This is a genomic window from Pseudomonas sp. 05N434 (assembly GCF_056396965.1).
Genome location: NZ_JBFTMK010000173.1, coordinates 1 through 21,224, shown reverse-complemented (window position 1 = coordinate 21,224; position 21,224 = coordinate 1). Strand labels below are relative to the sequence as shown.

Sequence of the window (21,224 nt, the reverse complement as noted above, 5' to 3'; positions counted from 1 at the left end):
GCGCTTAACGTGGTTAGTTAATGATCACTTAATGCTCTAATGAACTCTGCGCCGGGCATCGGCCGGCCGAACAGATAACCTTGCAGAAAGTTCACGCCATGGGCAGTCAGATAGTCACTTTGCTCCTCGGTTTCCACCCCTTCGGCGACGATGCCCAGATCGAGTTTGGCCGAGAGTTCGATGATGCTGTCCAGAATGTGCCGGGAGAGGGCGTCGACACCGATCATGGCGACAAAGCTCTGGTCGATTTTCAGGAAGTCCACATTGAACTGACGCAAGTAACCGAGGCTTGAATGGCCGGTGCCAAAGTCGTCGATGGCGATCATCACGCCCAGCGCGCGAAGCCGTTCGAACAACAGCAGGGTGATGGCTGTCGGTTCGACCAGTTCGCGCTCGGTCAACTCCAGCACTAAATGGACACTGCCCGGTGCAAAAGCACTGAGGAATTCTCGGCAGTCTTCGACCAGCGCAAGATCCCGGCAATGACTGGCGGTGATGTTGATGCTAATGTGGAATGGCCCCTCGAACGATGCCGACAAGGGCGCCAGCAATGTGGCGGTCTGTTGCATCAGCGAGCGGGTCATCGGCACGATCAGACCGGAATGTTCGGCAAACGGGATAAACAGATCCGGACGCACCAGGCCTTCCCTGGGATGTTTCCAGTGCATCAATACTTCGGTGCCGGACCACAGCTTATTGTCGCCATGCACCACGGGCTGAAAGTAAGGAATGAATTCTGCTGCCTCCAGCGCCCGCTGCATTTCACGGCTGGGCGACATCGAGCGCTTCTGCAGCACATGCCCGATTGAACCTGACACCACGCCGAAGAACATCAACAGACTGAACAGTGGCGGGTATTCACTACGCATGTAACGCCAGGTTTCTCCTTCGGGGAAACCTGCGGCCACCGTAAAGGCATAACGCGAGGACGTCAGCATACTTTGTGCTACCGGCAAGGCGGGCAGGGCGTCCTCGTGAACTTTGCCGTCGGCAGACAACCAGTTGGGACCGACTTGTAGCAACAGTAATGTCTTGCGGCCGATCAGGCGCAATTCATTGCTCAGGTGATAACCGTTCAGCGTGGTCAATGCCCCTTTATTTCCTTCGCTGAGCCGGTACACCAACAGCGCGGTATTGGGCGTGACCGGGTTGCCGTTCATGAGCCATAACTGGCCTTGGGTGTAGTCGCCGGGATTAACCTTTTCCTGATATTCACCGAACAACGAACTGCAATAGAGGTTGTCGTCCCACACCAGGTTGGTCGAGCGCACGAAGGGCCGGCGCGTAACTTGTTCGCGCAAGGCCAGTTTAACGTCATTGCAGTTTTTGCCAGCCAGCGGCAGGAGCTCCTGCGCCGCTTGGGCGGTGTTGTCGAGCATCAGTTCGAACTGGCGAATGGATTCTTCGCCAGTCAGTTCAGTACTTTGCTTGAGGGTACGTTCAGCCTGCAGATAGAGAATGGCGACTCCCAGCAACACCGGGAGCAATCCGCTCAAAACAGTCACAGTGATTCGGGTGCCACGCTTGCGGCGACTTTTGACGTTCAGTGGCATTCGCAAATCCATCGCGATAAAAGAGGGCTCTCAAAGGTTGGCAGGTCGACATGCCTCCCAAAAGAGTTCAGCCATGATAGTTGGCTATCGGCCCTTATGCCGCTCAACCTTTAATCAATCTTGAGGCCAGTTTAATAAAGGCCAGTGTCGCGGGGGATGACTGACGCTGATCGAGCACCGCCAGACCGACTTGGCGGCTGATGGGGGGCGACAGCGGTTTTTTCACGTAGCGGTTGTCGTGGTCGTCAGGCAGTGAGCTTTCGGCGACGACAGTCAAGGCATCGCCACGGCCTACGACGTCCAATGTGCTGAGCAACTGCGAGCAGCGATAACGAATGTTCGGCGTCAATCGCGCCGTATTGAACAGGCGCGACACCAGCTCCGAAGACCCGGCTTCGGTCAGCACAAAAGGGTCGTGGCACAAGTCGTTCAGGCGCAAGCTGCCGCGACCGGCCAGTACATGGTCGGCAGGCAGCAGCGCGACCATCTGGTCCTCGATCAAGGCCACGGTGTCGAAACGCTCTTGGGGCAACACCACGAAGCCGATGTCGATACGCCGTTCTTCCAGCCACTGAATCACCTGGCGATCCGGCCCTTCATCGATATGAACCTCGATGCCCGGATGCGAGGCGCGGTAGTGCTGCAAGATCCTGGGCAACAGCTTGATCGATGAGGTCGGGCCGAACGAGCCTATACGCAGAGTGCCGGTTTTCATCCCGCGTGAATCGGCCGCCTCCTGACGCAAAGTGTTGGCCAGCCCGAGCATTGCCCGAGCGCGCAGTAATAGCTGCTGGCCGATATCACTGAGCTCGACCTGGGACTGATGCCGACGCAGCAGTTCGACGCCCAATTCCTGTTCCAGCGACTTGAGTGCGTGGGAGACCGCAGACTGGGAAATCTCCAAACGATGGGCGGCCGCCGTGAAGCCGCGCAGTTCGGCCACCAGCGAGAAAATCTCGAGTTGAGTGAGGGTCATGAGCTTTTACTCATTTTACGATGATCGATCATTAGTCGAATGATACGCCACATGCCCGATTTCTGGTGGTGGAGACTTATGACTACGTGTGAACAGACCCTTGCGAACTCTTCGGATGTGCCGGTTTATCTGAAACTGGCGGCGGTCACCATGATCTGGGGCGGGACATTCGTCGCCGGGCGGTTTCTGGCCGACAGCCTCTCTCCGTTATTGGCCGCGAGTCTGCGGTTCCTGCTGGCGAGCGTGGCGTTGCTGGTGTTCCTGCTGCTGGCGCGGGTGCCCTTGGTGCGACCCAGCCCCAGGCAATGGTTGCAATTGGCGCTGTTGGGATTCTTCGGGATTTTCTTCTACAACCTGTGCTTCTTTTACGGGCTGCATTACATCAACGCGTCCCGGGCGTCTTTGATCGTGGCGTTGAACCCGGCGGTGATCGGCCTGGCTTCTTGGCTGTTGTTCAAGGAGCGGCTGAGTCGGGCGAAAGTGGCTGGTATTGCGATCTGCATTGCTGGCGCCAGCCTGGTGATCGTCAGCCGCAATCCGCAGTTACTGGACGGCAATGCCGATGCCTGGATCGGCGATCTGTTGATCTTCGGCTGCGTGCTCGGCTGGGGCATTTATTCGCTGTTCTCCAAAGGCCTGAATCAAACACTGGGGCCGGTGCAGACGGTGACGTACTCGATTTGGCTCGGCACGCTGATGCTCTGGGTGACCAGCGCCGTGCGGGGCGAGTTGAGTGTCGCGGCGCTCACCGGGCTCGGCGCGCAACAATGGTTGAGCCTGATGTACCTGGGCGTGCTGGGTTCGGCATTGGCCTACATTGGTTATTACGACGGCATCCGCAAAATCGGCGCGACGCGCTCGGGCGTGTTCATCGCCTTGAACCCGTTGACTGCTGTTCTTCTCGGCGCGTTGTTGCTGGGCGAACAGCTGACACTGGCGATGTGCCTGGGCGGCGGGCTGATCCTGGCGGGGATTTTCCTGTGCAACAAACCGCTTGCGCAGGCCACGAAAAAGGGGATTGTATAAGAAGGCGGACAAACTGATTTACGCTGTGTAGAATCCGGTTACGCATATAAGAATAATCGTCTTCTGGCAGCAGAAGCCTCGCCCGCAAGAGCCTTGGGTCGACAATGAAGATATTTGGGTTCCAATTGATCTACGGTGACTTCCTCGCCCGCAGCGTGAGGGGCATCTCCTGCGCGCCACCCGCCGGTCTCAGCATTGCTAGCAACTAACGATCCGTTAATTCTAAAAGCATGATGAGGCGCCAAAATGGCAGATTTATACGAAAACCCAATGGGCCTGATGGGCTTTGAGTTCATCGAATTCGCATCGCCGACCCCGAACACCCTGGAGCCGATCTTCGAGATCATGGGCTTCACCAAGGTCGCGACCCACCGCTCCAAAGACGTGCACCTATATCGCCAGGGCTCGATCAACCTGATCCTCAACAACGAACCCCACAGCGTGGCCTCGTACTTCGCGGCCGAGCACGGCCCGTCGGTGTGCGGCATGGCGTTCCGGGTCAAGGATTCGCAAAAGGCCTACAAGCGTGCCCTGGAACTCGGCGCCCAGCCGATCCACATCGAAACCGGTCCGATGGAATTGCACCTGCCGGCGATCAAAGGCATCGGCGGCGCGCCGCTGTACCTGATCGACCGTTTCGGTGAAGGCAGCTCGATCTACGACATCGACTTCGTATTCATCGAAGGTGTGGACCGCAACCCGGTCGGCGCCGGCCTGAAAATCATCGACCACCTGACCCACAACGTGTATCGCGGTCGCATGGCCTACTGGGCCAACTTCTACGAGAAGCTGTTCAACTTCCGCGAAATCCGTTACTTCGACATCAAAGGCGAGTACACCGGCCTGACATCCAAGGCGATGACCGCGCCGGACGGCATGATCCGCATCCCGCTGAACGAAGAGTCGTCCAAGGGCGCCGGGCAGATCGAAGAGTTCCTGATGCAGTTCAACGGCGAGGGCATCCAGCACGTGGCGTTCCTCACCGATAACCTGATCGATACTTGGGACCGCCTGAAGAAAATCGGCATGCGCTTCATGACGCCGCCGCCGGACACCTACTACGAAATGCTCGAAGGCCGTTTGCCGAACCACGGCGAGCCGGTTGATCAACTGCAAGCACGGGGCATCTTGCTGGACGGTTCGTCCGAGCCTGGCGACAAGCGCCTGCTGCTGCAGATTTTCTCGGAAACCCTGATGGGGCCGGTGTTCTTCGAGTTCATCCAGCGTAAAGGCGACGATGGTTTCGGCGAAGGCAACTTCAAGGCTCTGTTCGAATCCATCGAGCGCGATCAGGTTCGTCGCGGTGTGCTTTCCACTGATTAAGCCGTTCCTGATGTGAAAAAGCCCGGTCAGCAGCAATGCTGGCCGGGCTTTTTTTTGAATCATGCAATTACATTGGCCGGCGTCGTTGCCGGACCAGATGCTTGAACCCTTCAAACACCAACGCCGCCACCGCCAGCCAGATCGGAATATAAGTCAGCCATTCGCCGGCCTTGATGCTTTCCCCCAACAGCAACGCAACGCCCAGCAACAGCACGGGCTCGACGTAACTCAACAACCCGAACAGGCTGAACGGCAGCAGCCGGCTGGCAATGATGTAGACCACCAGCGCCGAAGCGCTGATCACCCCGAGCAGCGGAATCAACAGCGACAGCCACGGATGTTGATCGAACACGCCAAACCCTTGTTCACCTCCCTGCACGAACCAGAACGCCACCGGCAGCATCAACGCCATGTCCAGCCAGAGCCCGCCAAGGTTGTCCGTGGCCAGGCGTTTGCGCAGGATGAAATAGATCGGATAGCCGATCACCACCAGCAACGTCGCCCAGGAAAAACCGCCGACCTGATACAACTCGTTGAGCACGCCGAGGCTGGCGAAGAACACGGCTATTTTCTGCAGATAGGAAAGGCGCTCGCCATAGACGATTCGCCCGGTCAGGACCATGGACAGCGGCAACAGGAAGTACCCCAGCGACACGTCAAGGCTATAGCCGTTGAGTGGCGCCCACATGAACAACCAGAGTTGCAGGCCCAGCAGCACTGCCGAGCCGATCAGGGCGATGAGCAACTTCGGCTTGGCGGCCAGCCGCCGAAGAATCTCGAGCACACGTTTCCATTCGCCGGACACCACCATGAACACGGTCATGCATGGTGCGGTCAGCAACATCCGCCAACCGAAAATCTCCACGCCACTCAAGGGGGAGAGCAGTGAGGTGTAGTAATACATGACGGCAAACAGCATCGAGGCTGTGACCGATAGAGCGATACCTTTAGACAAACTGTCCTCGCGGGTTGAAGGTCAAACGGGGCGCGCAGGATACGTGGTTTTTGTGCTGAATATTGGCCAAGTGATCGATATTTTCAACATCGCGAGGGATGTTGCAGGCAAGCCTGCTCCCACAAGTAACTTCGTCGAAGCATAGTCAGCAGATCGACACAGAACCTGTGAGAGCGAGCTTGCCCTTGATAAATCTCAAGCCGAACGCGGTTTGCGTCCCGGCACAAAATGGCTCACATCATTGAACCCCGGTGTCGACGCATGCCCCGGTGTCACCAGCGAATCGATAAAGGCTTCATCTTCCGCCGTGATTTTCACCGCTTGCGCCTTGATGTACCCATCCCACTGTTCTTCGGTGCGCGGGCCGACGATGGCCGAGGTGACGGCGCTGTTGTTCAGCACCCAAGCGATGGCGAACTCGACGATGCCCACGCCACGGTCCCGGGTGTATTGCTGGATCTGCTGGGCAATGCGCAAAGACTCAACCCGCCATTCGGTTTCCAGGATGCGTTTGTCCTGGYGACCGGCGCGGCTGTTGGCGTCCGGTGTCACATCCGGCGCGTACTTGCCGCTGAGCACACCGCGCGCCAGCGGACTGTAAGGCACCACGCCGAGGCCATAGTTTTGCGCGGCGGTGATCTGCTCGGTTTCCGCCTGACGGTTGACGATGTTGTACAGCGGCTGGCTGATCACCGGCCTGTCGACACCGAGTTTGTCGGCCAAACGAATCACTTCGGCGATGCGCCAGCCGCGATAGTTCGACAGGCCCCAGTAGCGGATCTTGCCCTGACGAATCAGATCGCCGATGGCCGACACCGTGACTTCCAGCGGCGTGTTGTGGTCTTCGCGGTGCAGGTAATAGATGTCCAGATAATCGGTGCCCAACCGCGTCAGGCTGGCGTCGATGCCATTGAACAGGTGCTTGCGGCTCAAACCGCTGCGGTTCGGCACACCGTCCACCGGACCGAAGCCGACCTTGGTGGCGAGCACCCATTCGTGGCGGTGGCTGGCGATCGCTTCGCCGACGATCTCTTCGGAGCGGCCGTTGGTGTACACGTCCGCGGTGTCGATGAAGTTGATGCCCTGGTCCCAGGCCTTGCCGATGATCCGCAGGGAATCTTCGGTGCTGGTCTGTTCGCCGAACATCATGGTGCCCAATGTGAGGGTCGACACCTGTAAACCCGAATGACCCAGCGTGCGATAGCTCATGACGAAATCCTTTTACCGGTCAGAAAGCCCTAATCAAATACCAGAACCGCTGCGCGGAGCAATCTGAATTATCGACGCAGTGCCTCACAACGCTCCTGCAAGAACGTTTGCAACACCTTGACCCGCTCCGAAACCTGCACCCGATGCGGGCAGAGCAAATTGAATGGCACGCTTTCGCCTTGCCAGTCATCGAACAGCGTCACCAGCCGCCCGGCCTGCACATCGGCGGCGACGTCGAGCCAGGCCTTGTAGGCGATGCCATGCCCGGCCAAGGCCCAGCGGCGGGCAACTTCGCCGTCGTCGCTCAGATAGTCGCCATGCACATCAACCTCCAGCACCTCATCGCCACGGCTGAAACGCCAATGGTTGTAGGGTCGGCCATTGCGCAGGTAGAGAAGGGCGCTGTGTTCGCCCAGTTCCTCGGGATGCTGCGGCGTGCCACGGCGGGTCAGGTACTCGGGGCTGGCACAGGCCACGCGCCGATGCTGCGGCAGAATAGGTAGCGCCACCAGCGTCGAGTCACTCGGCACACCGAAGCGCAGGGCCACATCGACCGTCTCGCGGAACAGGTCGGCATGTCGATCGTTGAGCAATAGTTGCAATTGAATGTTGGGGTGTTGGCGCTTGAAATCATCTAGCCACGGTAACAGCACATTGCGCCCGAAGTCCGACGGCGCCGCCAATTGCAGTACACCACTCAAGCCTTGGGTCTGTTGCTTTAACGCCTGCTCACCTTCGGCCAGCGCGGCCAGTGCCAGGCGCACGCTATCCAGATAGCGCCGGCCTTCTTCGGTCAGGCGCATGCTTCGTGTGGAACGGGCCAGCAAGCGGATGCCGAGGCGGGTTTCCAGGCGTTTGAGGGCGATGCTGGCCGCCGCCGGGGTCAGCTCCAGGGCGCGGGCGGCGGCGGAAATGCTGCCGGAGTCGGCGGTGCGAACGAAAATCTCCAGGTCGAGAATCGAGCTCATTGGTAAAAATCCTTTAAAGATCCTTCTGATTTACCGGGATTTTTCTTCGATTGGCAACCGGAGAAGATTGAATCTCCCTAACCCGACCGGAGATCGGCTCATGACACAACTCAACGCTTCCTTGCACAATCAGACCGTCGTGGTGATCGGTGGCCGCAGCGGAATAGGCGCCGCCGTCGTCCGGGCCGCAGCCGAGCGTGAAGCCCGTGTGGTGGCGGTGAGTCGCCGCCAGCCAGCGGCTGACCTTGATGCAAACATCCGACACGAAGCGGCGGACGTCACTGATGAAGCGTCGTTGCGACAGCTGTTCGAGCGTATCGGCTTTTTCGATCATCTGGTGATCACGGCCGGTCCGGCTGTGAGTGCCAAACCGCTGGTCGACAGCGATTTGCAGCACGCCCAACAGGCCTTCGACGTCAAATTCTGGGGCACGCTGCGGGCGATCCAGGTCGCGCTGCGCCGGGTCAACGTCATAAGTCCCGGTGTCACCGACACCGAGGCTTACGCCGGAATGGACGAAACGCAACGCGCCGCGATGTTTGCCCGTACCGCCGCCGCATTGCCGGTGGGCCGGGTCGGCACCCCACAAGATCTGGCGGCAGCGTTTATTCTGGCGATGGAAAACGACTTTATCAGCGGCACCGTCATCGACGTCGACGGAGGAGGGTTGCTATGAGTTGGCACTTTGATCATCTGGCCTTCAACACCCCCGACGGGCAACCGTTGCAGGAGGCCTTCGGTTCGTTGTTGGGATTGGCGCCGGGACGCCGCCCGCCATTCCCGTTCCCCGGACGCTGGTTGTATCAGGATGCGCAGGCGCTGGTGCATGTAATCGAACAGCCGACGTTCGATGAGACGGCGTTGAGCCACATTGCCTTTCGCACCGATGAGGACGCCGCCACGGTGTTGCAGCGGGTGCAGGCCAGTGGTTTGCCGTATCAGGTAGCGCAGGTGCCGGAGGACGGGATCTGGCAGATTTTCGTGCAGATGCCGGGTGGTTTGGTGATTGAGCTGGATGCCAAGGCGGGGAGTCTGGTGGGCGTTTAAGGACGATGTTTAAAAGACATTTCCAGATACTCACTAAGGCTACATATTCTTGCGCCGCTGCCTACGACTGCGCCAGAATCCGCCGGCTAGTGCATCTTTGGCCTGGGCTATATCGTTTCTCTGTCGCTGAAAAACAGCGATCGGGTTTGGTAGCCCGGGATTGTTGTTAGGTGCACAGCTCCACCTTTTTGCAGAGTTTCTCGTCTCTGTTTTATGGTGGCCATGCGCAGGGCGTCTTCGGACGCGCCGGTTTCCTAACGCCCGGTCTACCAACCTGAGCATGGCCGCCACCCATCGTTTGGTAGCGAGGGTGATGGCTCCTTCTGTCCTGTTAGGAGTTTCATCTATGTTCAAACCAACGCCAAATCCACCAGAAGTGGACGACGTTTCCCCCTACGAAACCCCCGATTCCAAAAAACTCAACGAAGCCGCCGAGCGCGCCCTCGACCATTACCTCAAACCACCCACCCCCAAAGCCACCAAGCGCAAACCCAGCACCATTTACCATGTCGGTGAAAAGGTCGATAACGAAACCCTGCTGGTCAACGCCTGCGAATCCCTGGCGTCAGCGAGCATGATGCTCACTGAATTCGCCGGATTGATGGACATGCCCCATCGCAACATGATGCTGGGGATTCAATCGGTGGTCATGCTTGGGGAGCTGGCTGTCAACCGAGTGCTGGATAACCTCGATCCTCAGAACTGATTGATCCATTGTGGCGAGGGGGGGCTTGTTGTGGCGAGGGGGCTTGCCCCCGTTCGGCTGCGCAGCAGTCGCAAAGCCTGGGCATGCGGTATGTCTGAAAAACCGCGATCACCGGGATTGGGGTCGCTTCGCAACCCAGCGGGAGCAAGCTCCCTCGCCACAGAAGCAATTGCGAATGCATGGAATGAGAAACGGCCCGGGAGGGCCGTTTTTGTTTTCACTGAACCTTAAACCCGCAACGTCCGGGTCATGCGCAATGCCAGCAAGCTCCCGCAAACAATCACACCCGCCAGCAGGTACAACGCCGCATCGGTCGACCCGGTGCTGTCTTTGACCCAACCCACCAGATACGGGCTAAGGAAACCCGCCATCTGCCCCATGGAGTTGATCAGCGCCAAGCCACCGGCCGCCGCACCGGCGCTGAGCATCGCCGTCGGCACCGGCCAGAACATCGGCAAGCCGGTGAGGGCGCCCATGGTGGCGAGGGTCAGGCCGAGAATCGCAAGAGCTGGCGTGGTCGCGAAGTTCACCGCAATCAACAGCCCCACCGCACCCATCAGCATCGGCACCACCAGGTGCCAGCGACGTTCTTTGCGCAGGTCCGCCGAGCGACCGACCATCAACATGAACACCGCCGCCAGCAAGTACGGAATCGCGCTCAACCAGCCAATCACCAGGTTGTCGCTGAAACCCAGGTTCTTGATGATCGACGGCAGCCAGAAGTTAATCGCGTAAACACCGCTCTGGATGCAGAAGTAGATCAATCCGAACGCCCAGATCGCCGGGTTCTTGAACACTGCCCGCAAGGAGTCGGTGGTGGTTTTCGGTTTGCTGGCCAGGTCTTCGGCGTGGTCGGCTTCAAGCACCGAACGCTCGTACGGGGTCAGCCACTTGGCGTTGGCGTAACTGTCGCTGAGCAGGAAATAGGCGAGGGCGCCGAGGATCACGGTCGGGATGCCTTGCAGCAGGAACATCCACTGCCAGCCGGCCAAATCGGCCTGGCCTGCGCCGAAGTGGTTGAGGATCCAGCCGGAAAACGGGCTGCCCAGCAGGCCCGACACCGGGATCGCCGACATGAACAGCGCCATGATGCGGCCACGGCGGAACGTCGGGAACCACTGCGAAAGGTAAAGCACCACGCCCGGGAAGAACCCGGCTTCGGCGGCACCGGTGAACAGGCGCAGGGTGTAGAACTCGGTGGGTGTAGTGACGAACAGCAGACACGTCGAGAGCGCGCCCCACGTCATCATCATCAACGCGATCCAGCGGCGCGGGCCGAATTTGGTCAGGGCCAGGTTGCTCGGTACACCGCACAGTACGTAGCCGATAAAGAAGATCCCGGCACCGAGGCCGTACACGGTTTCGCTGAATTTCAGCGCGTCGAGCATCTGCAGTTTGGCAAACCCGACGTTCACCCGGTCGAGGTAGTTGAACAGGTAGCAGATGAAGATGAAGGGGATCAAACGCAAGGTAATGCGTTTGTAGACGGCGTTCTTGTCGTCAGCGTTGGCCAGGGTAGCGGTGGCGCTCTGTGACATGGCGGGCTCTCTCTTTATTATGATTTTTTGCGACGCAAGGGTAACGTTGATCGCCCGGTGAGTCTCGGCCACCCCTTGGGTGGTTGTCTTTGTGCCTGAGCACAGGGTTTGCGACCCTGGCCTGTGCGGCTGAACAAGCCGCCCCATCACGCTTTCAAGGATCCCCGCTATGTTTGAACTCGATCACGACCTGGCCCAGGACATCGTCGACCGGGCGATGGCCATCCTGCCGTACAACGTCAATGTCATGGACAGTCAGGGGCTGATTCTTGGCAGCGGCGAGCCGGAGCGCATCAACACCCGTCACGAAGGCGCGCAACTGGTGCTGGCCAACGGGCGCGTGGTGGAGATCGACGCGCAAACGGCGATTCATCTCAAAGGCGTGCAGCCGGGCATTAATCTGCCGCTGTTGCTCGATCAGCGCTTGATCGGCGTGCTGGGCATTACTGGCGAACCGGAGCAATTGCGCACCTACGCCGAACTGGTGCGCATGACCGCCGAGATGCTGGTGGCCCAGCGCAATCAGCAGGCCGAGCAGCAATGGCGGCGCCAACGGTGCGACGATCTGCTGGCATTGCTGTTGAGCGAAGCAGGGGATTCGCCACGGTTGCTGGACGAAGCGCAGCAACTGGGGCTCAAGCCGCAATTGACGCGGGTGCCGTATCTGTTCGAGTTGGGCATCGAACACGGCCCGAGCCAGACTGTCGAAGCGCTCAGCGCCTGGTTGACGTCACGCTACCCGGACAGTTGGTGCGTGAGCTCGGCCAAATCTTCGCTGCTCTGGTGCCGCCCGGCGCTGCCTGCGGTCGATAACGAACGGCTGCTGGAAAAGCTCGATGGCCTGGGCTGGAACATTTTGCGCATCGCCGTGGGCGGGCAGGCCGACGGCTTGTCGGGGTTGCGTCGCTGCTATCGACGGGTCGGCGATTTGCTGGCCTACGGGCGCGATGTGTTGCCGCATTCTCGCTTGTTGATCCTGAACCGTTATCGGCTGCCGGTGATGCTCTGGCGGCACCGCGACGACGATGCGCTGGATGAACTGCTGCGGCCGCTGCGTAAAGTCATCGCCAAGGACGGTAACGGGCAATTGCTGGCCACCCTGCGCAGTTGGTGCGAACACGACGGCCAGAGCCAGGCCTGCGCCGATGCCCTGGGCATCCACCGCAACAGTTTGCGTTATCGCATGGAGCGGATCGCCGAACTCAGCGGCGTCGACCCGCTGAAGCTCGACGGAATGCTCGCACTGTACCTTGGCGTCCAGCTCCTGCCACAAACCGCTGCTACGACGACCAGTGCGGACAAGGGTTTTGTGGAAATGAACAATAATCCACATGGCCGCTTGTGCAGCGGACCGGCGTTATTGTTCAGGCCTGCTGGCAGCATGGACGCATTGGAACTGGAGAATTCGCATGAAAATCGTCATTGCCCCCGATTCGTTCAAGGACAGCCTGAGTGCCCAAGGTGTGGCCGACGCCATCGCGTTGGGATTGGCGCAGGTCTGGCCAGACGCGCAATTGCTCAAGTGCCCGATGGCTGATGGTGGCGAAGGCACGGTCGAGTCGATTCTGGCCGCGTGCGACGGAGAACTGCGCCGCACCCGTGTTCGTGGGCCATTGGGCGCCACGGTCGATGCCGCCTGGGGCTGGTTGCCGCAGAGTCATACCGCGATCATCGAAATGGCCGAGGCCAGTGGCCTGCAACTGGTGCCGCTTGACCTGCGCGATGCCTGTACCAGCAGCACCTTCGGCACCGGCGAATTGATCCGCGCTGCGCTCGATGCCGGGGCGCACCGGGTGATTCTGGCGATTGGCGGCAGCGCCACCAATGACGGCGGCGCCGGGGCGATGCAGGCCTTGGGGGTGAAACTGCTGGATGCCCAGGGCCAAACCCTGGCGCCGGGTGGTCTGGCGCTGGCGCAACTGGCTCGTCTCGATTTGAGCGACATTGATCCGCGTCTGGCCGGCGTGCGTTTCGACATCGCCGCCGACGTCAATAATCCGCTGTGCGGCCCTCACGGTGCGTCAGCGATTTTCGGCCCGCAGAAWGGCGCGTCGCCCGAGCAAGTCCAGCAACTGGACCAGGCCCTCGGGCACTTTGCCGAGCTCTGCGCGCAAGCACTGGACAAGGACGTGCGCGATGAACCGGGCAGTGGCGCGGCGGGCGGTCTGGGGTTTGCCGCGAAGGCGTTTCTTGGCGCGCAATTCCAGGCCGGTGTGGAAGTGGTCGCCGAACTGGTGGGGCTGGCCGAGGCGGTCAACGGCGCCGACCTGGTGATCACCGGCGAAGGCCGTTTCGATGCCCAGACATTGCGCGGCAAAACCCCGTTTGGCGTGGCGCGCATTGCCCGGCAGCAGGGCGTGCCGGTCATCGTCATCGCCGGCACCTTGGGCGAGGGGTATCAGGCGCTGTACGAGCATGGCATCGATGCGGCTTTTGCATTGGCGAGCGGGCCGATGACCCTGGAACAGGCCTGCGCCGAGGCGCCGCGATTGCTGCGTGAGCGCGCCAGTGATATCGCGCGGGTTTGGCGAGTGGCCGCCCGCAAGGCCTGACACTGTCTTCAGTAAAAAGAAATCTCTGTGGCGAGGGAGCTTGCTCCCGCTCGGTTGCGCAGCAGCCGTAAATTTTTTGGGGCCGCTACGCAGCCCAGCGGGAGCAAGCTCCCTCGCCACAAAGGCTACTGCGCAAAGCCGACCTCCGCGCAACATCTGTTTCACCGCTGAAACACTCTGCCGCCCTTGAAAAATATTTCTCCAGACCCCTGCAAAAATCCTAAACCCCGGCCGATACAGCCAATAGGCGTACACAAACCAATTACAACAGTGGCGCCAAACTGAAAGGTGCGCGCCATCGCCCGCCCGCCAGTGATCATGGCAAGGATGCTCGCCGCCTCAATTACCGAGATCATCCTATGTCACTGCGTAATCTGAAAATCGCGCCTCGAGCTTTCCTCGGTTTCGCTTTCATCGCCTTGCTGGTCATCGTGCTGGGTGTGTTTGCGGCGAATCGCATGTCGATCATCCGACAGGCCTCTGTGGATATGGAAAGCAATCAGCTGCCCAGCGTCGGCTTCCTGGGTGTCATGACCGAAAACGTGCTGCGTCTGCGAATTCTCTCGTTCCGGGTTCTGGTGAACCGTGAGCCCGCGAGCCTGCAAGAAGCAGAAACCCGGATCGGGGTACTGGTGGACAAGGTCAAGCAGGCACAGGCTGCTTATGGGGCATTGCCGGCCGGCGATGAGGAAGCGGCGTTATTCAAGACATTCTCGGCCACGCTGGACAAATACCTGCAAGCGGTGCGCGAGATGATGGAGCTTTCGCGGCAGAACAAACTGGATGAAATGCTCAACCTGATCAACACCCGGATCAAGGATGGAACCGATCAGATGGGCGAGCAGTTGAACAAGTTGATTGCCATCAACAAGGCTGGCGCGGCTGCGGCCGACGCCCAGGCCAAAGAGCAGTTTGCCTTTGCCACCAATGGCATCATCGTGGTCTCGGCGGTCGCTGCCCTGATGACCGTGCTGCTGGCCTGGCTGTTGACCCGCAGTATCGTCACGCCGCTGAACCGTGCGGTGATTGCGGCCGAAACCATTGCCAGCGGCAACCTGAGCAAGGTCATCGAAGTCGATGGCAACGACGAACCGGCGCGTTTACTCGGCGCCTTGGCCACCATGCAGACGAACCTGCGCAAGACCATCGAACAGATCGCCGGCTCCGCGACGCAACTGGGCGCCGCCGCCGAAGAACTCAGCACCGTGACCCAAGAAGCGTCCCGTGGCCTGCAACAACAGAACAACGAAATTGAACAGGCCGCCACCGCCGTCAACGAAATGACTGCCGCCGTGGAAGAAGTGGCACGCAACGCGGTATCGACGTCCGAAGCCTCGAACCAGTCGACCCAGGCCGCCCGTGAAGGTCGTGACCGGGTGGTGGAAACCGTCGACGCGATCCAGACCATGACCCACGACGTGCAAAACACTGCATTGATGATCGAGGGGCTGGCCACTCAGGGCCGAGACATTGGCAAAGTGCTGGACGTGATCCGCGCCATCGCCGAACAGACCAACCTGCTGGCCCTCAACGCCGCCATCGAAGCGGCCCGTGCCGGGGAAGCCGGGCGTGGCTTTGCGGTGGTTGCGGACGAGGTTCGGGCGCTGGCCCATCGCACTGCGCAATCGACCCAGGAAATCGAGAAAATGGTGGCCGGTATTCAGAACGGCACCGGTGAAGCGGTGTCGTCGATGCAGCAAAGCAATCAGCGCACCCAAAGCACCCTGGAAATGGCCCGTGCGGCAGGTGTCGCCCTGGAACAGATCACTTCATCGATTCAGCTGATCAATGAACGCAACCTGGTGATCGCCAGCGCCTCGGAAGAACAGGCCCAGGTGTCCCGTGAAGTCGACCGCAACCTGGTGAACATCCGCGACCTGGCCACCCAGTCGGCCGCCGGTGCCAACCAGACCAGCGCCGCCACCCATGAACTGTCACGACTGGCGGTAGATTTGAATGCAATGGTGGCGCGTTTCGTGATTTGAGATAGGGTTGAAACTGGAACTCGCGCGTTAGGAGAAGTACATGCGCTATTCAGCCTTGACCCAACGAATCGACGGTGATGGAGCGGCAGCCTGGAAGATTCACGATCGAGCGCTGGAATTGCGCGAGCAGGGCGTCGACGTGCTGCTGCTGTCGGTCGGCGACCCGGACTTCGATACGCCGCTGCCGGTCGTCCACGCGGCCATCGACAGCCTGCTGGCCGGCGACACCCATTACTCGGATGTACGCGGCACCCGTACATTGCGCAGCAGCATCGCCAGCCGTCATCAGCAGCGCTGCGGCCAGGAGGTGGACGCCGATCATGTGATCGTACTGCCCGGTGCGCAGTGCGCGGTGTATTCGGTTGCCCAGTGCCTGCTCGATCCGGGTGATGAAGTGATCATCGCCGAACCGATGTACGTCACTTATGAAGGCGTGTTCGGCGCCTGCGGGGCGAGCGTGGTGCCGGTGGCGGTGCGTCCGGAGAACGGCTTTCGGGTCGAGCCGGCGGATGTCGCGGCGCTGATCACCGCTAAAACCCGGGTCATTCTGCTCAACAGTCCGAACAATCCCTCCGGTGCCAGCCTTTCCTTGAAAAGCTGGCAGGAACTGGCGGCGCTGTGTGTGCAACATGACCTCTGGCTGATCAGCGATGAGGTCTATAGCGACCTGTTGTATGAGGGCGAGCACATCAGCCCGGCCAGCCTGCCGGGTATGGCCGAGCGCACCGCGACCCTCAACAGTTTGTCCAAATCCCATGCCATGACTGGCTGGCGGGTAGGCTGGATGATCGGCCCGAAACCACTGGCCGATCATGTGATGCATCTGTCGTTGTGCATGCTGTTCGGCATTCCGGATTTCGTTCAGAAAGCCGCGCAAGCGGCACTCGATAAGGATTTGCCGGAAGTGGCGCTGATGCGTGAGGAGTATCGCCAGCGACGCGATCTGGTGTGCGCGAGGTTGAGCGGTTGCCCCGGTATCCGGCCGATCAAGCCCGATGGCGGGATGTTTGTGATGCTCGATGTGCGCCAGACCGGGCTCGGCGCCCAGGATTTTGCCGAGCGGCTGCTGGAAGGTTATGGCGTGTCGGTGCTGGCCGGCGAAGCCTTCGGGCCGAGTGCGGCGGGGCCCGGTATTCACCAGATTCACCGGCCGCTCACCCGCCAACGCCGCCAACAAATTTTCGACTGCACAAGTCGCCATCGCCTCCCGTGTCTCATGGGTCGCCGAGCCGATATGCGGCGTCGCCACCACATTGTTCAACTGCAACAACGGCGAGTCATGGCGCAGCGGTTCGCGCTCGAACACATCCAGCCCGGCAGCGCGAATCCGGTTCTGCTGCAACGCCTCGATCAACGCTGCTTCGTCCACCACCTTACCCCGTGAAATGTTGATGAAGATGCTCTGCGGGCGCATCAAGGCGAACTCCCTGGCGCCGATCAGCTTTTCGGTTTCAGCGGTCAGCGGCAAGGTCAGGCAAATGAAATCGGCCTGCTGCAACAACTCGGTCAGGCTGCGGTATTGCGCATTGAAGCGCTGCTCCACCGCCGGTTTCGGCGAATGGCTGTGATACACAACCGGCATGCCGAAACCGAAATGCCCACGCTGCGCCAACGCTTCGCCAATCCGCCCCATGCCGATGATGCCCAGCGTCTTGCCATGCACATCGCTGCCGAAATGCGCCGGGCCGATGTTGCGGTTCCACTGGCCGGCGCGAACCATGTTCGCCAGTTCCACCACGCGTCGGGCTGTGGCCAGGATCAGCGCGAAACCGGTGTCGGCGGTGGTCTCGGTCAACACATCGGGGGTGTTGCTGAGCAGGATCCGCCGTTCGGTCAGGTAGTCGATGTCGTAGTTGTCGACGCCGACGGACACACTGGCAATCGCTTCCAGGTTCGGTGCCAGGTCGAGCAACCCGGCATCGAGTTTCAGACTGGCGCCGAGCAACCCTTGGGCACGGGGCAGGGCCTGGCGCAGCTTGGCCAGGCCTTCGGCGTCGAGGCTGTCGATCAGCGTCACCTCAGTCTGCTCATGCAAGCGAGCCATCAGCAGCGGCGAGAGTTTCTTGTACAGCAAAACCTGCTTTTTCATATCAACATCCATTCAGGAATGAGCCGGCACCGGCCGGGGCGCGGCGGTTTTGGCCACGACCCGGTCACTGGCGCCGGGCTTGAGGAAAATCGTCAGCACCACCGACACCAGCAACGCGCCGCTCATCAGCAGATAAGACGCACCGGGCGATCCGGTGGAGCTGTTCAGGTAACCGACCAGATAAGAGCCGCCAAACGAACCGAGCGCACCCATGCTGTTGATCAACGCCATGGCACCACCGGCCACGTTGGCCGGGAGGATTTCCGGAACGATGGCGAAGAACGGTCCGTACGGGGCGTACATGCAGGCACCGGCAATCACCAGCAGGGTGTAGGACCACCAGAAATGCTCCGCGCCCAGCGCGTAGGAGCCGTAGAACGCAATCGAGGCGATCAGCAGCGGAGGCCAGACGAAGCGTTTGCGCTTCTGCAGTTTGTCCGAGCCCCAGGACACCAGCAGCATGCCGATCACTGCCGCCAGGTAGGGTAACGCCGACAGCCAGCCGGCTTCGATCATGTCCATTTGCGCGCCGGCCTTGAGGATTGATGGCAGCCACAGCACGAAACCGTAGACGCCGATGCTCCAGCAGAAGAACTGCAAGGCGAGGATGATGACTTTTGGCGAACGGAAGGCTTCGGCGTAGTTTTTCACTGCCTTGATGCCGACCTGTTCGGCGGCCAGGGCACTTTCCAGGTCCTGCTTTTCCTGGTCGTTGAGCCACTTGGCCTGGGCCGGACGGTCATCGGCCAGACGCCACCAGATAAACGCCCACAACACCGCCGGCAAGCCTTCGATGATGAACATCCAGCGCCAGTTGAAATGCTGGATCAGGTAGCCCGAGACCACCGACATCCAGAGCATGGTCACCGGGTTGCCGAGGATCAGGAAGGTGTTGGCGCGCGAGCGTTCGGCACGGGTGAACCAGTGGCACAGGTACACCAGCATCGCCGGCATCACCGCGGCTTCGACCACGCCGAGCATGAAACGAATGACGATCAGCCAGTAGGCGTTGGAGACGATCCCGGTCAAGGTCGCCAGGGCACCCCAGAGAATCAGGCTGACGAAAATCAGTTTCTTCACGCTGTGCTTCTGGGCGTAGATCGCGCCCGGGATCTGGAAGAAGAAATAGCCGAGGAAGAACAGTGCGCCGAGCAGGGAAGACAACCCCGGGGTGATCATCAGGTCCTTGGCCATCCCGGAGGCGGCGGCGAACCCGTAGTTGGCGCGGTCCAGATACGCCAGGCTGTAGGTGATGAACACGATGGGCATGATGTACCACCAGCGGCGGGTGGCCAGTGTTGCGGTTTTCATAGTGATGCTCCTGAGCTTGTTGTTTTTGTCGCAGCAGGTAACGGAGTCTGATTCAAATTTTTACGTTAATGGTGAGGGCCCCTTCGCGGGCAAGCCTCGCTCCTACGGGCGTACACCCCGAACCCTGTAGGAGCGAGGCTTGCCCGCGAACGGCGTCCTCAAATTCAGCATCCATCTCGGCTCGGGTGGGCAAGCCTTCCATATCCCCACGGCTCTGCACCGCGCGGCTGCCGATCCAGTTGGCACGTTGTACGGCATGGGCAACGCTGTGGTTTTCCAGCAGGGCGCTGATCAGGCCGACGGCAAACCCGTCACCGGCACCGACCGTATCGACCACGGTTGCCACGGGTACGCCTGCAACGAAACCTTCATCCTGATGCGTGCGGTAATACGCACCGTGCGGGCCAAGCTTGATCGCCACGGCTTCGGCGCCCTGGTCGAGGTAAAACGCCGCGATGTCGGCAGGGTCTTCGAAACCGGTCAGCAACCGTCCTTCGCTCAACCCCGGCAGCACCCAATGGGCGAGGGCGGCGAGGCGGTTGATCTCGCTGATCATCTGCTGTTCGCTGGCCCACAGGCTCGGCCGCAGGTTGGGGTCGAACGACACGCTGCACCCGGCTTCGCGCATGCGGGTCATCAGTTCGAAGGACATTGCCCGGGCCGACGCGGATAGCGCCGGAGGAATGCCGGTGGCATGCAAGTGCCGGGCGTTGAGCAGCRACGGGGAAATCGACTGCACCGACAAGTGACTGGCCGCCGAACCGCGACGGAAATATTCGACCACCGGATCGCTGCCGTCATCGGCGCGGGATTTGAGTTGAAACCCGGTGGGGTGGGCCGGGTCGATGTCGACGTGGCTGCAATCCAGGCCTTCTTTCTTCAGCGTATCGATGACGAAACGGCCGAGAGAATCGGCGCCCACCCGGCTCAGCCAGGCGACGTTAAAGCCCAATCGCGACAGGCCAATGGCGACGTTGCTGTCGGCCCCGGCAATGCGCTTGTGGAAGTGGCCGACGTCGGCCAGTTCACCGTTCTGCTCGGCAACGAACATCGCCATGGTTTCGCCGAACGACAGAATCTCGATCTCAGACATGCGCAGGCTCCAGGCGGGATTGGCCGAGGCGGGCAAGGGTAGCGACGTGGTCGGTGGTCAACCGCACCAGGTCATTGCCTTGCAGCGGATATTCCACCGCGCGCATCACGTTCTGGGGCATGTGCCGCAGCAATTGTTGCCACAGGTGCAAGTCACTGGCCGCCGGTGGTATCGCCACCAGTTTGCCGTCGACCCGACGCGCCACTGCTTTGCAGTGCACGTAGCCGACATGTCGACCGAGCAACCGCGCGGCGCTGGCAGCGGACTGGTCCTGCCATTGCCAGTTGCCGATATCGAAGGTCATTTTGATTGGCAACTGATGCTGCTCGACGTCTTCGAAGAAACGCTGGAACGGCTCGATGCGGCCGCCGTGCAAGGTCTGGTCGTTTTCCACCAGCAATTGCACCGGGCTCTGCTGCAACACATGCGCCAGTGTTTGCAGGTCGTTGTTGTCGGTGAAATAGCCCAGGGAGACTTTCAGCCATTGTGAGCCGAATGCCTCGGCGCGTTGCAGGGTCGAGAGCAGTTCCGGGTTGGGTGCCGATTGCCCGGCCAGCCACAACTCCAGCGGCGAGGAATACACGCTTTCCAGGCCCCGGGATTGCGTGGAGTCGGCCAATTGCGCGGGGTCTTCAAGGGTCAGCAGCTCTTCGCGCCATTCAATGTGCGTGGCACCGGCAGCGGCCAGCACTTCGACAAAACTACCCTGGCCACGTTGGCGCACAAGCTCGGCGCCGTAGCTGGACAGGCTGATGGAAACGGGTGGTTTGTTCATTGTTATCACCTCTGAAACCGGTTTCATTTTTGTTCAAAAAAAATATCAGTGAGTGATGTGTTGTTCTTTCGGGCCTCTTCGCGGGCAAGCCTCGCTCCTACAGGGGCGTGGGTGTAAA

At 60.3% G+C, this 21,224-nt stretch carries 16 protein-coding genes and 3 pseudogenes; 9 read left to right on the top strand and 10 right to left on the bottom strand.

The genetic code is table 11. The annotated features are described in order from the left end of the window. Positions 1-17: 17 nt before the first annotated feature. Together AC1DLB_RS13300 and AC1DLB_RS13295 are read right to left on the bottom strand one after the other, a co-directional pair. Positions 18-1,553, bottom strand: coding sequence for an EAL domain-containing protein (locus AC1DLB_RS13300; protein ID WP_477743147.1), 1,536 nt, complete (start codon positions 1,551-1,553; stop codon positions 18-20). A 103-nt stretch (positions 1,554-1,656) separates the two neighbouring features. After that, a complete protein-coding gene (locus AC1DLB_RS13295; RefSeq protein ID WP_064617707.1) occupies positions 1,657-2,529 on the bottom strand; it encodes a LysR family transcriptional regulator in 873 nt (290 codons plus the stop codon). Between the two features lie 78 nt (positions 2,530-2,607). Here AC1DLB_RS13295 and AC1DLB_RS13290 point away from each other — a divergent pair, with 78 nt between their 5' ends. Further along, entirely contained in the window at positions 2,608-3,555 is a 948-nt protein-coding gene (locus AC1DLB_RS13290; protein ID WP_477743146.1) for a DMT family transporter, read from the top strand. A gap of 246 nt (positions 3,556-3,801) precedes the next feature. Beyond that, complete coding sequence (gene hppD / locus AC1DLB_RS13285) at positions 3,802-4,878, top strand: 4-hydroxyphenylpyruvate dioxygenase (protein WP_007935668.1); 1,077 nt, start codon at positions 3,802-3,804, stop codon at positions 4,876-4,878. Between the two features lie 67 nt (positions 4,879-4,945). Here hppD and rarD read toward each other — a convergent pair whose 3' ends face one another. From rarD to AC1DLB_RS13270, 3 genes are all read right to left on the bottom strand, one after another. Then, on the bottom strand, positions 4,946-5,833 hold the full coding sequence (rarD, locus tag AC1DLB_RS13280; protein WP_064617711.1) for an EamA family transporter RarD: 888 nt from the start codon (positions 5,831-5,833) through the stop codon (positions 4,946-4,948). A gap of 195 nt (positions 5,834-6,028) precedes the next feature. Beyond that, positions 6,029-7,042: an aldo/keto reductase gene (locus AC1DLB_RS13275; RefSeq protein WP_477785102.1), complete on the bottom strand. Its 1,014-nt coding sequence runs from the start codon at positions 7,040-7,042 to the stop codon at positions 6,029-6,031. A 68-nt stretch (positions 7,043-7,110) separates the two neighbouring features. Next, complete coding sequence (locus tag AC1DLB_RS13270; RefSeq protein WP_018929083.1) at positions 7,111-8,010, bottom strand: LysR family transcriptional regulator; 900 nt, start codon at positions 8,008-8,010, stop codon at positions 7,111-7,113. 100 nt (positions 8,011-8,110) lie between these two features. Here AC1DLB_RS13270 and AC1DLB_RS13265 point away from each other — a divergent pair, with 100 nt between their 5' ends. From AC1DLB_RS13265 to AC1DLB_RS13255, 3 genes are all read left to right on the top strand, one after another. Next, positions 8,111-8,686 (top strand): SDR family oxidoreductase, encoded by a 576-nt coding sequence (locus AC1DLB_RS13265; RefSeq protein ID WP_477785101.1) that lies wholly within the window; start codon positions 8,111-8,113, stop codon positions 8,684-8,686. Then, positions 8,683-9,057, top strand: a complete 375-nt coding sequence (locus AC1DLB_RS13260; protein WP_477743144.1) for a VOC family protein — start codon at positions 8,683-8,685, stop codon at positions 9,055-9,057. Before AC1DLB_RS13265 ends, AC1DLB_RS13260 begins: the two co-directional genes overlap by 4 nt. A 346-nt stretch (positions 9,058-9,403) precedes the next feature. Beyond that, the gene (locus AC1DLB_RS13255) at positions 9,404-9,763 is read left to right on the top strand and encodes a DUF6124 family protein (protein WP_192350445.1); all 360 of its coding nucleotides are present in this window, start codon (positions 9,404-9,406) and stop codon (positions 9,761-9,763) included. Between the two features lie 227 nt (positions 9,764-9,990). Here AC1DLB_RS13255 and AC1DLB_RS13250 read toward each other — a convergent pair whose 3' ends face one another. Beyond that, positions 9,991-11,301, bottom strand: a complete 1,311-nt coding sequence (locus AC1DLB_RS13250; RefSeq protein WP_477745485.1) for an MFS transporter — start codon at positions 11,299-11,301, stop codon at positions 9,991-9,993. Positions 11,302-11,470: 169 nt separating this feature from the next. On the opposite strand from AC1DLB_RS13250, the pseudogene AC1DLB_RS13245 reads away from it, so the two are divergent. The 4 genes and pseudogenes from AC1DLB_RS13245 to AC1DLB_RS13230 all read left to right on the top strand — a co-directional run. Beyond that, a pseudogene (locus AC1DLB_RS13245) lies at positions 11,471-12,592 on the top strand (sugar diacid recognition domain-containing protein); the annotation flags it as partial. A 118-nt stretch (positions 12,593-12,710) separates the two neighbouring features. Beyond that, on the top strand, positions 12,711-13,853 hold the full coding sequence (locus tag AC1DLB_RS13240) for a glycerate kinase (RefSeq protein WP_477785100.1): 1,143 nt from the start codon (positions 12,711-12,713) through the stop codon (positions 13,851-13,853). 359 nt (positions 13,854-14,212) lie between these two features. Further along, positions 14,213-15,838, top strand: a complete 1,626-nt coding sequence (locus tag AC1DLB_RS13235; protein ID WP_477743140.1) for a methyl-accepting chemotaxis protein — start codon at positions 14,213-14,215, stop codon at positions 15,836-15,838. A gap of 40 nt (positions 15,839-15,878) precedes the next feature. Then, a pseudogene (locus AC1DLB_RS13230) lies at positions 15,879-16,964 on the top strand (pyridoxal phosphate-dependent aminotransferase); the annotation flags it as partial. Positions 16,965-16,970: 6 nt separating this feature from the next. On the opposite strand, the pseudogene AC1DLB_RS13225 reads toward AC1DLB_RS13230, so the two are convergent. The 4 genes and pseudogenes from AC1DLB_RS13225 to AC1DLB_RS13210 all read right to left on the bottom strand — a co-directional run. Continuing rightward, positions 16,971-17,927, bottom strand: a pseudogene (locus AC1DLB_RS13225) (2-hydroxyacid dehydrogenase); the annotation flags it as partial. Between the two features lie 12 nt (positions 17,928-17,939). Further along, a complete protein-coding gene (locus AC1DLB_RS13220; RefSeq protein ID WP_192350449.1) occupies positions 17,940-19,238 on the bottom strand; it encodes an MFS transporter in 1,299 nt (432 codons plus the stop codon). A gap of 52 nt (positions 19,239-19,290) precedes the next feature. Then, entirely contained in the window at positions 19,291-20,331 is a 1,041-nt protein-coding gene (locus AC1DLB_RS13215; protein ID WP_477785099.1) for a sugar kinase, read from the bottom strand. Then, positions 20,324-21,106 (bottom strand): sugar phosphate isomerase/epimerase family protein, encoded by a 783-nt coding sequence (locus AC1DLB_RS13210; protein WP_477745486.1) that lies wholly within the window; start codon positions 21,104-21,106, stop codon positions 20,324-20,326. Before AC1DLB_RS13210 ends, AC1DLB_RS13215 begins: the two co-directional genes overlap by 8 nt. Positions 21,107-21,224 lie beyond the last annotated feature (118 nt).